This is a genomic window from Cytobacillus horneckiae, from assembly GCF_002835735.1.
Lineage (GTDB): Bacteria > Bacillota > Bacilli > Bacillales > Cytobacillaceae > Cytobacillus > Cytobacillus horneckiae.
This window is the reverse complement of the sequence record NZ_PISD01000015.1, coordinates 94,373-107,094: the sequence shown is the minus strand read 5'-3', so window position 1 is coordinate 107,094 and position 12,722 is coordinate 94,373. Positions and strand designations below refer to the sequence as shown.

12 protein-coding genes, 1 pseudogene and 1 riboswitch are annotated in these 12,722 nt (G+C 39.0%); of the genes and pseudogenes, 5 read left to right on the top strand and 8 right to left on the bottom strand.

Annotated elements, in window-relative coordinates; translation table 11 throughout:
* Nucleotides 1–222: 222 nt before the first annotated feature.
* Nucleotides 223–1,032 (bottom strand): nuclease-related domain-containing protein, encoded by an 810-nt coding sequence (locus tag CWS20_RS08430; RefSeq protein ID WP_066188848.1) that lies wholly within the window; start codon nucleotides 1,030–1,032, stop codon nucleotides 223–225.
* 134 nt (nucleotides 1,033–1,166) lie between these two features.
* Here CWS20_RS08430 and CWS20_RS08425 point away from each other — a divergent pair, with 134 nt between their 5' ends.
* The 4 genes and pseudogenes from CWS20_RS08425 (at nucleotide 1,167) to CWS20_RS08410 (ending at nucleotide 5,657) form a co-directional block, all read left to right on the top strand.
* On the top strand, nucleotides 1,167–1,853 hold the full coding sequence (locus tag CWS20_RS08425; RefSeq protein WP_066188845.1) for a response regulator transcription factor: 687 nt from the start codon (nucleotides 1,167–1,169) through the stop codon (nucleotides 1,851–1,853).
* 1 nt (nucleotide 1,854) lies between these two features.
* Nucleotides 1,855–2,860 (top strand): annotated as a pseudogene (locus tag CWS20_RS08420) (sensor histidine kinase).
* 102 nt (nucleotides 2,861–2,962) lie between these two features.
* Nucleotides 2,963–3,724 (top strand): ABC transporter ATP-binding protein, encoded by a 762-nt coding sequence (locus CWS20_RS08415; protein WP_066188839.1) that lies wholly within the window; start codon nucleotides 2,963–2,965, stop codon nucleotides 3,722–3,724.
* Entirely contained in the window at nucleotides 3,714–5,657 is a 1,944-nt protein-coding gene (locus CWS20_RS08410; protein ID WP_066188837.1) for an ABC transporter permease, read from the top strand. The genes CWS20_RS08415 and CWS20_RS08410 overlap by 11 nt, the downstream gene beginning before the upstream one ends.
* 85 nt (nucleotides 5,658–5,742) lie before the next feature.
* Here the strand turns inward: CWS20_RS08410 and CWS20_RS08405 are convergent, their stop codons facing one another.
* Nucleotides 5,743–6,312 (bottom strand): nitroreductase family protein, encoded by a 570-nt coding sequence (locus tag CWS20_RS08405; RefSeq protein ID WP_066188835.1) that lies wholly within the window; start codon nucleotides 6,310–6,312, stop codon nucleotides 5,743–5,745.
* Between the two features lie 55 nt (nucleotides 6,313–6,367).
* A complete protein-coding gene (locus CWS20_RS08400) occupies nucleotides 6,368–6,847 on the bottom strand; it encodes a methylated-DNA--[protein]-cysteine S-methyltransferase (protein WP_066188832.1) in 480 nt (159 codons plus the stop codon).
* 166 nt (nucleotides 6,848–7,013) lie between these two features.
* Between CWS20_RS08400 and CWS20_RS08395 the strand changes: the two genes are divergently transcribed.
* Nucleotides 7,014–8,222: an iron-containing alcohol dehydrogenase family protein gene (locus CWS20_RS08395; protein ID WP_066188829.1), complete on the top strand. Its 1,209-nt coding sequence runs from the start codon at nucleotides 7,014–7,016 to the stop codon at nucleotides 8,220–8,222.
* Nucleotides 8,223–8,290: 68 nt separating this feature from the next.
* Here the strand turns inward: CWS20_RS08395 and CWS20_RS08390 are convergent, their stop codons facing one another.
* The 5 genes from CWS20_RS08390 to CWS20_RS08370 all read right to left on the bottom strand — a co-directional run bounded on the left by CWS20_RS08390 (nucleotide 8,291) and on the right by CWS20_RS08370 (nucleotide 12,670).
* Complete coding sequence (locus tag CWS20_RS08390; protein WP_066188826.1) at nucleotides 8,291–9,025, bottom strand: amino acid ABC transporter ATP-binding protein; 735 nt, start codon at nucleotides 9,023–9,025, stop codon at nucleotides 8,291–8,293.
* 21 nt (nucleotides 9,026–9,046) lie between these two features.
* Complete coding sequence (locus CWS20_RS08385) at nucleotides 9,047–9,808, bottom strand: amino acid ABC transporter permease (protein ID WP_066188819.1); 762 nt, start codon at nucleotides 9,806–9,808, stop codon at nucleotides 9,047–9,049.
* Nucleotides 9,805–10,047 (bottom strand): hypothetical protein, encoded by a 243-nt coding sequence (locus tag CWS20_RS08380; protein WP_066188816.1) that lies wholly within the window; start codon nucleotides 10,045–10,047, stop codon nucleotides 9,805–9,807. Before CWS20_RS08380 ends, CWS20_RS08385 begins: the two co-directional genes overlap by 4 nt.
* Nucleotides 10,048–10,049: 2 nt before the next feature.
* Entirely contained in the window at nucleotides 10,050–10,904 is an 855-nt protein-coding gene (locus tag CWS20_RS08375) for a transporter substrate-binding domain-containing protein (protein WP_066188813.1), read from the bottom strand.
* A 127-nt stretch (nucleotides 10,905–11,031) separates the two neighbouring features.
* Nucleotides 11,032–11,217, bottom strand: a riboswitch (Lysine riboswitch).
* Nucleotides 11,218–11,347: 130 nt separating this feature from the next.
* On the bottom strand, nucleotides 11,348–12,670 hold the full coding sequence (locus tag CWS20_RS08370) for a CitMHS family transporter (RefSeq protein ID WP_066188809.1): 1,323 nt from the start codon (nucleotides 12,668–12,670) through the stop codon (nucleotides 11,348–11,350).
* Nucleotides 12,671–12,722 lie beyond the last annotated feature (52 nt).

Sequence of the window (12,722 nt, the reverse complement as noted above, 5' to 3'; positions counted from 1 at the left end):
AAAAGAAGAGTAGGAAGGGCGATGAGACGCTCGCTCTTCTCCCTTCCTACTCTTCTTTTCCCTCAGATGGGCGATGAGACGCTCTCCCTTCTCCCTTAAAAATTCTTTTTACTGTCACATTCAGCTTTTACATAGTAGCTATGCCGATTCTCACCCATTTTTTTGAAATTACTATTCAATACTTTTTGGATAACCTTCTTTGATATGATTTCGCCACACCAGTCAAAAATTTGATTTGGTGATTTTTATATTAGGGAAAAGTAAAAGTAATTCTTCAATATAGCTGAGAATGGCGCCTCCGATAGGGTATTCTATATAGCAGTAAAAGCAGTAGAGGCAGTTATATCTGGGAATAAGCGGTTTACTACATTTTTTACACCAAACTCCTTTTTTAAGCTGTTCATATTTGTATTGTATGAATGGTTCTGATTTTATATATTTCGCATTTAGTGAGATTAATTGGCTAGCTAATTTGTAATGATCCTGGTAAAGAGATGAGTCCTTTTGATTGAGGGTTTTTATGAATCTATTTATTTGTGGAGGAAAAATTATTTTTTGGTCTGATGGTGCACCATATAACATGAATTCTGGATGGACAAATACAAGATAATATTCGATAGGAAGGTTCAATCGGAGAGATTGGAAAAGCTGCCTCAGCATGGATTCACTTCGCCTCACTTGCAGCATGGGGCTTTTTATTTCGGCTCCGGATGAGCTGATCCATAAATCATTGGGCTTAAGCTGAAAATCCCCTTCATAGTTTTTTACCTCAAATGAAAGGACAACTTTTTGAAATATACAGACTGTATCAATTTGGAAAACTGTTTGTTTATGATTTAATGTTAAGTCATGAAGGATTAAAACATCATTTGATAGCCGATTTAGTACATCTGCCCAGTACTTCTCACCTTGGTCTCCTTTCCTGAGATAATAGAAATATTGTTTTTCCTCATTAGAAAAAACCAATCTCTTGTTTAAGCCTTGGATAAGCACTAGCTCTTTTGATTCACTTCGCTTCAAAACTTCTTTCAATATAATATCATCCTTTCTATTAATACTTTACTTATATTTTACATGATTGCGGCAGACGTTTCCCCCCTTAATGGCATAAAAATTGGAATTCATATACAATAAAAAAAACAGCCTATACAAGCGTGGTGAAGCATTTGTTTAAAATTCTCCTCATTGAAGATGACTTAACTTTATTCAAGGAAATTAAAGACCGGCTTTCACAGTGGTCTTATGAGGTATACGGTATTGATGACTTTGCACAAGTGATGCAAACATTTACTGAAGTGAAGCCTGATTTAGTTATTATAGATATTCAGCTTCCTAAATTTGATGGGTTTCATTGGTGCCGGCTTATTCGTGGCCATTCCAATGTTCCGATAATTTTTCTATCCTCGAGAGATCACCCAACAGATATGGTGATGTCGATGCAGCTCGGTGCTGATGATTTTGTGCAAAAGCCGTTCCATTTTGATGTTTTAATTGCGAAGATACAAGCGACTCTTCGCCGTGTGTATAATTACAACTCAGAACAAGTTCACTTACAAACATGGCATGGAGCTACTGTTGATTATGAAAAGCATACAGTTTCCAATGAAAACGGGTCGATTGAATTAACAAAGAATGAAATGTTTATTTTAAAACAGCTATTGGAGCAAAAGAATAAAATCATTAGCAGGAATGATTTAATAAAAAGCCTCTGGGATGATGAACGTTTTGTCAGTGATAATACGTTAACCGTAAATGTGAACAGGCTTCGTAAAAGCTTGGATGAAATCGGTCTCGGCAGTCAAATACAAACAAAAGTGGGACAAGGCTATATTGCTTTGGAGGAAGGGATTTAATATGTGGCTCAGCTATATAAGAGAAAGAATAAGCTGGATTCTGCTTTTTTTATTTCTCCTTCTTTTTATCGTTTTTATTGCTTACATAGATCCAACCATAGCTATGTCGTCCATCCTTTATGCAGTCTTTTTGTTTTTTCTTATTTTTATCTTTTTTTGTCTTTTTCCGCTACCAAAAAGAAACCCAGTTTTATAAAAGTATTAAAGATTGGGAAAATAGTCTCGATACAACAAGCATTAGTGAGGGAAACAGCCCTTTTGAAAAAATGATTGAAGAAAATTTGCAAAGGCAAACCCTGCAGTTGAATCGAATAGCAGAACAAAAGCAGCTGGCATTAGAGCAGGAGAAGGATGACTTATTGACTTGGATTCATGAGGTGAAAACACCGTTAACAGCTATGCAGTTGAAAATAGAAAGATTAGAGGAAAGCCAGCTTAAAAACCAATTATCCTATGAATGGCTGCGCATTCACCTTCTCCTCGATCAGCAGCTGCATCAAAACCGAATTCCATCGATTGAGAACGATTTATACATCGAACAAGTAAATTTGGAAAAGTTAATCTATAAAGAAATCCGCGAATTGCAGTCATGGTGCCTTGAAAAAGGGATTGGCTTTGATATTGATTTATCGATAACAGAGGTGCTCTCAGATGCGAAGTGGCTCGGTTTTATTATGAGGCAGCTTTTAACTAATGCAGTGAAATATAGCAGTGCGTCAGAAATTGAGGTATGCAGCACGGAACAGGACGAACAAACCGTTGTATCGATAAAAGATTATGGCCGTGGAATCGCTGCAAAGGATATTCCGCGGATTTTCGACAAGGGCTTTACATCGACAACCATTCACTCTGACCATGCAGCAACAGGGATGGGTCTTTATTTAACAAAAAAAGCAGCAGATGCCCTTCATATTCATATTAACGTGGAATCGGCTGTTGATAAAGGCACCACTTTCACATTGCATTTTCCTAAAGAGAATGAATTTGTACATATAACGGGCATGTGACAAAAATGTCACATGCTCTTCTCTTTTGTTCGTACAATCGAAGGAGAAAAAAAGCCTGCCCTTTTACAATAAAGTTAACAAGTGATAAAGGAGAGCACATTTATGAAAATTTTAGAAGCAAATAAAATTCATAAAAGCTATGGAAATAAATTCAATAAACAGGAAGTATTAAAAGGGCTGGATATCGCTATCAACCAAGGTGAATTTGTCAGTATTATGGGGGCTTCAGGTTCAGGCAAAACGACCTTGCTTAATGTGCTATCATCGATTGACAGAGTCAGTACAGGCTCGATTACAATCGAAGGTAAAGAAATGACTGGTATGAAGGAAAAGCAGCTTGCTGAGTTCCGCAAGCATTATCTCGGATTTATTTTCCAAGATTACAACTTGCTTGATACTTTAACGGTGAAGGAAAATATTTTATTGCCGCTTTCCATTAAAAAAGTATCAAAAAAAGAAGCCAATCAGCGCTTTGAGGGAATAGCTAGAGAGCTCGGCATTCTAGAGTTACAAGATAAATATCCTAATGAAATATCAGGCGGCCAAAAACAGCGGACATCTGCTGCCAGAGCATTTATTCATGAACCTAGCATTATCTTTGCTGATGAACCAACAGGGGCTCTAGACTCTAAATCTGCATCGGATTTATTAAATAAGCTTAGTGAATTAAAGAGAAATCGCAAAGCAACGATTATTATGGTTACTCATGATCCTGTTGCCGCAAGCTATTGCGACCGTGTCATCTTTATTAAAGATGGACAAATTTATACGCAAATCAATAAGGGTGATGAAGAACGCAAGAATTTCTTTAAGGATATTATGAAAACGCAAGGAATATTGGGCGGTGTACAGAATGAGCGTTAACAGCCTTATCCTGCGAAATTTAAAGAAGAATATAAAAAATTATTATTTATATGTGTTTGCATTAGCGTTTAGCTCCGCGCTTTATTTTGCTTTTGTTACTTTGCAATATGATCCTTCAATGGATGAAGTTTCCGGATCGGTAAAGGGCGGAGCCGGCATTAAAGCGGCCTCCGTGCTTTTAATCGCCATTGTTACTGTCTTCCTTGTCTATGCAAATAATATCTTTATTAAAAGGCGGAGCAAGGAAATTGGCTTATTCCAATTAATTGGTATGACAAAGAACAAGATTTTCCGGATATTAACGGCCGAGAATTTTTTGCTTTATTTCGGCTCGGTAACCATCGGTATTTTCATAGGTTTTGCCACATCTAAATTAATTCTGATGATTTTATTTAAAGTAACTAGTGTGGATGACATTGCCAAGCTGCAATTTTCAATAGAGGCTTTAGTCCAGACCATTATTGTCTTTGCCATAATCTATTTAGTGATCATGCTCATGAACTTTATTTTTATTAAAAAGCAGAGCATCCTGTCATTATTTCATGTTAAATCAAGCGCTGAAGGACGAGTAAAGCGCGTTTCCTTATGGGAGATTATCATAGGCATTCTCGGTATCACCTTGATTGTCACAGGCTATTATGTTTCTTCAAAATTGTTTAGCGGTGACTTTGTTACAATGAATAGCTTAGCAGCCGCGATGATTTTTATTTTGGCATCTGTCATTATCGGGACTTATTTATTTTACAGAGGCTCAGTTACTTTTGTATCAAACTTAATCAGAAAAAGCAAAGGCGGCTATTTAAACATCAATGAAGTGCTATCATTATCCTCGATTATGTTTAGAATGAAATCAAATTCTTTGCTATTAACGGTGATTACAACTGTTTCGGCTTTAGCGATCGGCTTATTGTCTCTTAGTTATATCTCCTACTATTCCGCAGAAAAAAGTGCACATGACAGTGCCCTTACAGATTATTACTTTACGAATCATGAGGACGCTGAAGTGTTTAAAACTGCATTAGATGACCGCAGTATCCTTTATAAGGAGAGAGAAATTGAGGTAATTCAAGCCGATTTTGATATGACGGATGTTGTTGAAGTGAAAACAGAAGATAGCAACATGACGGATACATCCTCAATGGTCACACCCGTTATAAGCGAGCAAAGTATCGAAGGTGTGAATTTAAAGGAAGATGAAACTTTATTTAGTGGTTATGCTGATATTATGGACCAATTTATGTCCTTTAAAGCAGGCGGCGATGTCACTTTAAAAACGAAAGAAAATGATTTAGCCCTTCAATTTTTAGGAACAAACAAGGAGTCTGTGGTTCCATTCCATTTTACCGCAGGTGGTGTACCGACTGCGATTGTAGATGATTCAGTGTTTCAACAATTAAAGGAAAATTATGATCCGGAAATACAAATAGACTCCATGATTTATATCGGCATGGATTTAGAAGATGACAATGATTTGGAAAAAGCAGAAGAATTGTATAGCAGCTTTAAATTTAACCACCATAATGTATCACAGCTAGACATGTCAAAAAAGTATAAATTAATTTATGGCTTAACGATGTTCATTGTCGGCTTCTTAGGCCTCACCTTCCTCATTACTTCAGGCTGTATACTATACTTTAAGCAAATGGATGAAGGAGAAGAGGAAAAAGGCAATTATACGATATTGAGAAAGCTTGGTTTTACACAATTTGATTTACTGAAAGGCATTCAGGCGAAGCAGCTTTTCAATTTCGGCATACCTTTAGTACTTGGATTATTTCACAGTTATTTCGCTGTTCAGTCCGGCTGGTTCTTATTCGGAAATGAGCTATGGACGCCGATGATTATGGTCATGTGTGTGTACACCGTTTTATACTCAATATTCGGCATTCTATCTGTTCTTTATTATAAAAAGGTAATAAAAGAATCGCTCTAATAGAGCAAAAACACCGTAAAACTGGGCTTCTACGGTGTTTTTATTTGTATAATTTTTGCGCTCTTATCGCACTTATATCCTATCTCTACTCACTAATAATTTCTAACTTTTCCCTAATCGTTGTACGCGGTTTTGCTTCTGGTACATGCTCCGCATAGCCTATCATGAGCGTCGCTACAACTTTTTCGCCTGGCTTTACGCCAATAGCTTCACGGAATACAGGGTTATAAATCCAATCGTTTGTGCGCCAGATCATGCCTATGCCCCTTGCCCATGCAGCAAGCTGAAAGTTTTGAATAAGGGCGCTCACTGCGCCATAATCTTCATCCCATGTTTTTTGACGCGGGTCCTCAGGCATAACTACAACTAAGTGAATCGGAATGGAGCGGAAATATTCTGATTTTTTCACAGCCTTATCAGGGAGACTTCCGTCCTTTAAAGCTTGCGACCCGCAGTATGCCTGAATAAACTTCTCTTTTCCTTCACCACTGTATAGCAAAAAGCGCCACGGCTCTGTCATTTTATGATTCGGTGCCCATTTCGCGACTTCAAGCAATTCAACAATTTCATCTATACTCACGTCATCTTGCTTAAACTTTTTAACTGAACGACGGCTCTTAATGAGTTCATCAATGCTGAGTGTTTCAAATGCCATTGCAACCATCCTTTTATTTTTAATTAATATCTAGATTATACTATGAAAATAGCAATTAGTCTTTTAACGTCTGCTTCTCATGGGCAAGGAGCCACTCTTTGCGTTCCATACCACCTGCATAGCCTGTTAATGTCCCGTTTGTGCCAATAATTCGATGACAAGGAATGACGATCGTTAATTTGTTTTTTCCGTTTGCGCTGCCTACAGCTCGGACTGCTTTTTCATTGCCGATCGATACAGCAATATCTTTATATGTTCCAGTCTTTCCATAAGGAATTGACGTTAAAGCCTCCCAAACGGACTGCTGAAAATCAGTTCCTTTCACAGAATAAGGAATATTAAATTCAACTCGTTCTCTCCTAAAATATTCATCGAGCTGTCGAATACAGTCTTTGATTACATGAGGTGTATCATCTGTAACCGGAAAATCTATCTCTTCCTTCTCATTAAAAAGAATCGATTCAATTTCTTTTTCATTTCCAGTTACCTCAAGTATCCCTATCGGTGATTGATATTCGGCTTTTGCTATTCCCATTTCACATTCCCCTCACTTCTTGCTTTTCTCTCATTTTAACAGAATGACCGCTAACATAAGCGTAGAAATTTTTTCATATAATTCTTTTGAAAAAGGAAGGAGATCTCCGTGTAAGCGCTTAACTATTAAGGGAAAGCTAAAATCTCGTTTTAAGGAGTGGATAAAGATGGGTTTATTAAATGCGCCTTTTCAATTAAGTCTGAATACGGACTTAAAATTTGGCTATCACGTTGTCCAACAAGAGCTAGCCGATAAGATTAACGCTTCAGGAAAAAAGAAAGCCTTCATCATTACAGACAAAGGTTTAATTGACTCCGGTGTTGTTCAGACGATTGCGGAAGCATTAGAAGCTAAAAAGGTTGATTATGTTGTTTATTCAGACGTAGAGCCAAATCCTTCTACCCATTCAGTTATGACAGGCGTGAAGAGCTTTCATCTCGAGCAGGCTGACCTCATTGTCGCTCTTGGCGGCGGCAGTTCAATGGATTATGCAAAAGCATTGGCAGTAGCTGCTACCCATCCTGGATTTGTTCTTGATTACACCTTAGGCGGCAAGCCCATCGAAGACAAACTTCCGCTGATTTTCGCGATTCCAACGACGATTGGCACCGGATCAGAGGTGACACTTGCAAGTGTGATCACTGATACAGATGCAGGCAGAAAGCTGATTCTCGCTTCTCCTTTACTCATTCCAAAAGCTGTGTTCGTTGACCCATCACTTACACTTGGACTGCCTCGAAAGCATGTGGCCGCAACAGGCTCAGACGCACTCGTCCATGCGATTGAAGCTTATGTTTCTTTACCAGCCAACCCATTCTCAGATGCACTCGCACTCCAGGCCATCCGCATGATTTGGGACAATCTTCCTCAGACATATGCACATGAAGGAAATCTTGAAGCACGTGCACAAGTGCATTTAGCAAGTACGTTTGCCGGATTATCGTTTAACTCAGGAGGTCTTGGTCTCGTACATTCCTTGTCGCATCCAATGTCCGCACGCTATCAAGTTCCGCATGGAATAGCCAACGCTGTCATCCTGCCTCATATTATTGAACATAACATCGCAGCCAACCCGCAAAAGTATGCTGATATCGCCAGAATGATAGATCCTTCGCTTTCCTATGAGAGCCATGCAAAATCAGCAAAAACACTGATATCACTTGTTCGTGATTTCTTACAATCCATTGACATTCCAGCATCGTTCGACTTTATTAATAAAGAATTTTCCGCAGACGATATCGAACAGCTCGCTGAAGATGCAATGAATGATCATGGCACCGTTCACAATAACCCTAGAAGAGCCGTTAAAGAAGATATTGTGCAAATCTATAAAAAGGTACTGCCTGTCAGGAAGGACGCTAAAGTCTTCAATTAATGGGTACCGTTCACCGCCATTTTTCGACAAAAAGCCTGCTGAGCGAATTTCCCAGCAGGCTTTCCAATTTATTTTAATGTTCTCTTCAGAAATTCCTTCGTCCGCTCTTGTGCAGGCTGATTGAAGATTTGTTCAGGTGTGCCTTCTTCTGCGATAACACCTTTGTCCATGAAGACGACGCGATCAGACACTTCACGGGCAAACTCCATTTCATGGGTAACAATTAGCATTGTTAATCCTGTTCCAGCCAGTTCCTTCATTACTTTAAGCACTTCTCCGACCATTTCTGGATCAAGTGCGGAAGTAGGCTCGTCAAACAGCATCACGTCGGGCTCCATAGAAAGTGCTCTCGCTATGGCTACACGCTGCTTCTGTCCGCCTGACAGCTGTCGTGGTTTTGCATTAACATAGGCATCCATTCCAACTACCTTCAAATACTTCATCGCTATTTTTTCCGCATCTTCCTTTGAACGTTTTAAAACTTTCACCTGTCCAACGACGCAATTTCCTATTACATTATGGTTATTAAATAAGTTAAATTGCTGAAAAACCATCCCTAAATTTTTACGGTATTGATGCACATCATGCTTATCATCTAGTATATTCTCACCATTAAAAATAATTTTGCCGCCGCTTGGTTTTTCTAAAAGATTCACGCAGCGCAGAAGTGTTGATTTACCAGATCCAGATGAGCCAATAATCGTTACTACTTCTCCTTTATTCACCGAAAAGTTTATATCCTTTAAAACCTCATGGCTGCCAAAGGATTTGCTTAAGCCTTGAATATCAATGACTGCTTCCATACTTATTCCCTCCATTCGCGGCTACATCCCTTGATTTTTTCGTTTAATATCTTCTGCCGTATCTATTTGATTCGCCGTCATAACATAGTTATCCGGACCGTCCATTCTTCGCTCAATATAGCGAAGAATCAATGTAATTGTGTATGTCATGATAAAGTACAGAATACATACAACAAAGAAAGCTTCGAAATAGCGATAATTATTTCCTGCTATCGTTTTCGTAACAAAGAATAACTCTGATATAGAGATGACGCTCAATACCGCTGTATCTTTAATATTTATAATAAATTGATTGCCTGTCGCCGGTAAAATATTTCGGATGACTTGAGGCATGACTACGTTTATCATCGTTTTAATATGGTTCATCCCAATAGCCTGTGCCGCTTCATACTGACCTTTATCAACAGAAATAATGCCTCCGCGGACGATTTCAGCCATATACGCGCCTGTGTTAATTGATACAATTACAACTCCAGCAATGATTGGATTCATATGGTAGCCAAAGGCTAACGCAGCTCCATAGAAAATTACCATTGCCTGAACAATCATTGGTGTTCCGCGGAAAAATTCGATATACACGGATAAAATAAAGTTAATCGTTTTTAACAAATACCTTTTTACACCGCGCTCTGGGCATGGAATTGTACGCACAACCCCTGCCAGCAATCCGATCATTCCACCTAATACAGTTCCTATTAAAGCAATGAGAAGCGTAATACCTGCTCCCCGCAAGAACATTGGCCAATATTGTTCAACGATTCTAAAAATCCATTCTAACGTCATTGTTGCTCCTCCTTGTAGAAAAGCCAAGCGCCTTGCTCTATCAATGAACGCATCGCCACTACTTGTAGCAGCATCTGCATAACCCACTTTCTGTGAGCCTCAAACTGTAAGGGCTTGCTTTTTCGAACAGTTTGAGAGGCGATAGGCGCTGGAGCTAGACATTTTTCTAACTTGAAAAAATTTATGCTTATTCTTAAATCAATAAAGCCGACTACATTTACATGCAGCCGGCTCTTCATTATTACTCTGCCGCTGGCTGATTCTCTATGGCAGCATCCATAATCTTGATTTGCTCTTCTTCTGAGATACCTGCTAAAATTTCATTTATTTTATCTGTTAACTCACTGTTTTTCTTTACACCGACTGCAATAGCAGTATCATCTTCAGATGTCTCAAACCCTTCTTTGAATTCCACCATTGCAAAATTTTCATTTGCACTTGATGCACTCACACCTTCCGGGCGCTCAGAAACATACCCGTCAATAATGCCTGACTCAAGAGCCACACGCATGGCAGGGAAGCTGTCCATTGCCGGCTGCTGGGATACACCATTAATTTGCTCAATAACAGAATAATGGAATGTGTTTAACTGTGCTGTAATTTTTGCGCCACTAAAGTCCTGAATACTAGTCGCGTTTTCATAGTCTCCACCCTTTTTCACTACCATGACGAGATCCGAGTTGTAGTAATTATCGGAGAAGTCAATTGTTTCTTTACGTTCCTCTGTCGGGGACATGCCTGCAATAATGGCATCAATTTTGTCTGAGTTCAAAGAAGGTACAAGTCCGTCCCATTCTGTTTTTACAATAACAAGCTCCTTGCCTAGGCCTTCAGCAATCCTTTTAGCAACTTCCACATCATAGCCGCCGGCGTATTCTGGATTGCCATCAATTTTCACACCGCCGTTTGCATCATCCATTTGCGTCCAGTTGAATGGAGCATAGCCTGCCTCCATTCCAACTCTAAATACATCGTCTCCACCAGAATCTGAACCGCCAGAATCCCCTGAACCTTCAGAACCACCTGAACCGCATGCTGCTAAAAATAAACTTGTAACTAACGCAATAACCGCAAATAACGATAGTTTCCTTTTCATATATATTCCCCCTCTAAATAGTATATTTAATGAGATTATTCTAAATATATAAAATAATACAAAAAAGACCTGAGATGAACTCAGGTCTTTTGCATATACGTTAGCCTAAATCCTCTACTTTTCCCATTTACGAGATAGTTCCCCTCAATAAACCGGGCAGTTTATTGAGACAGTCCTGCAGCTCTTAACTGCAGACCCAACATATAATATAAAAGGATATTATATATTTCGGCGATATTTCCTTCTCAATAGCTTCATCACGCCTTTTTACGCTCTGCTATAGACTATTAAATACCGCGCCTCTACCTCACCAGAAAAAGTGAGGCCTTATTCAATTATATCTATAAGGCTACAATACTATAAATCCATCTGTCAATAGAATGATAATAGTTTTAGTTCTTTTTTATCATAAACACTAATATACCAAGGTTTATAATAATATGTTAAATTAAACCAATAATTGCTGCTGTGATTACTAATATAATGCTGAGACCCCACATCCAGAAAAGCGAATAACGCAAATGTTTCCCCATTTCTAGACCTGCCAGGCCAAGAGCTAGCCATACAGCTGGTGCTAATGGACTTACAAATGTACCAACAATATTCCCAATAATCATTGCATAACCTGTAGATATAGATGCAACACCGTATGTGGCGGCTATTTGATCTACCACTGGGAATAATGCAAAATAATATGCATCTGTGCTTAGCACTAAGTCAAAAGGCACTCCAAGGAAACCAACAATAATATGCAGAAACGGCCCTATTGAAGTTGGCATCACTTTGACAACATCGTTCGCAATTGCCTCAAGCATGCCCGTTCCATTTAATATGCCTAAAAATAATCCGGCAGCTAAAATAATTGAAGCCATTGTCAATGCATTAGGTGCATGAGCACGAAGCCTGTCCATTTGATCTTTGACTACTCTAAAATTTATTGGCAATGCGAGACTGACACCGATCATAAACGCCAACCCGGCAGGCATAATGCCTGCAACAAGCACGCCAATTACCAAGAGGGCTAAAATAGCATTTACCCAAAGGAGCTTTGGTCTTGCATGCGGGTTTGCTTTTTGCTCCACTATACTATCCGTGTCTTCTGCTTCTGCCTCCAGAGCAGCCGCTACTTCAAGTGAGCCATATGATTTGATGATTCTTTTCTTTTCCCTTATTCCTAATAAAACGGCTAATGCTACCATTAGTACCATGCCAAAGATTTGAATTGGAATGAGCGGCTGCCACAGCTCGGTAACATCCATTTCAAGAACTGAAGCGACCCTTCCGAGTGGTCCTGCCCAGGGTAGCATATTCATAATGCTGGCGCTTCCAGCAATAAGGAGCAAGAGCAAATAAGGACTCATTTTTAAACGTTTATAGAGCGGCAATAATGCTGGAATCGTAATAAGAAAGGTAGAAGCGCCTGAGCCGTCTAATTGAGCAATTGCCGCAACGATGACTGTACCGACAGTAACTGTAATAATATTTCCATGCGATAATGAGACAAGCTTATTAATAATTGGATCGAACAAGCCAACATCTTGCATAATTCCGAAAAAGATAATAGCAAATATAAACATAATGGCGACATTAATGACAGAACTGACGCCGCTTTCAAAGAAGCTACCCACATCTGTGATGCTGAATCCTGCAACAAGGGCGCCTAATATAGGCGGCAAAACCATTGCTACAATTGGTGTAACTTTTCCGCTGATAAGCAACACAACGATAACCAAAATCGTTATAAATCCTATTAGGCTCAAACTCATGTATATATATCCCCTTCCGTGACATTCACACTTAAAGAATCTAAAAATAATG

Bases quoted from the DNA above. Each gene is read 5' to 3' on its own strand.
- CWS20_RS08400 (WP_066188832.1), bottom strand. From the start codon at position 6,847: ATGGGAATAGCAAAAGCCGAATATCAATCACCGATAGGGATACTTGAG.
- CWS20_RS08405 (WP_066188835.1), bottom strand. From the start codon at position 6,312: ATGGCATTTGAAACACTCAGCATTGATGAACTCATTAAGAGCCGTCGT.
- CWS20_RS08380 (WP_066188816.1), bottom strand. From the start codon at position 10,047: ATGAAGAGCCGGCTGCATGTAAATGTAGTCGGCTTTATTGATTTAAGA.
- CWS20_RS08370 (WP_066188809.1), bottom strand. From the start codon at position 12,670: ATGAGTTTGAGCCTAATAGGATTTATAACGATTTTGGTTATCGTTGTG.
- CWS20_RS08390 (WP_066188826.1), bottom strand. From the start codon at position 9,025: ATGGAAGCAGTCATTGATATTCAAGGCTTAAGCAAATCCTTTGGCAGC.
- CWS20_RS08375 (WP_066188813.1), bottom strand. From the start codon at position 10,904: ATGAAAAGGAAACTATCGTTATTTGCGGTTATTGCGTTAGTTACAAGT.
- CWS20_RS08395 (WP_066188829.1), top strand. From the start codon at position 7,014: ATGGGTTTATTAAATGCGCCTTTTCAATTAAGTCTGAATACGGACTTA.
- CWS20_RS08385 (WP_066188819.1), bottom strand. From the start codon at position 9,808: ATGACGTTAGAATGGATTTTTAGAATCGTTGAACAATATTGGCCAATG.
- CWS20_RS08410 (WP_066188837.1), top strand. From the start codon at position 3,714: ATGAGCGTTAACAGCCTTATCCTGCGAAATTTAAAGAAGAATATAAAA.
- CWS20_RS08415 (WP_066188839.1), top strand. From the start codon at position 2,963: ATGAAAATTTTAGAAGCAAATAAAATTCATAAAAGCTATGGAAATAAA.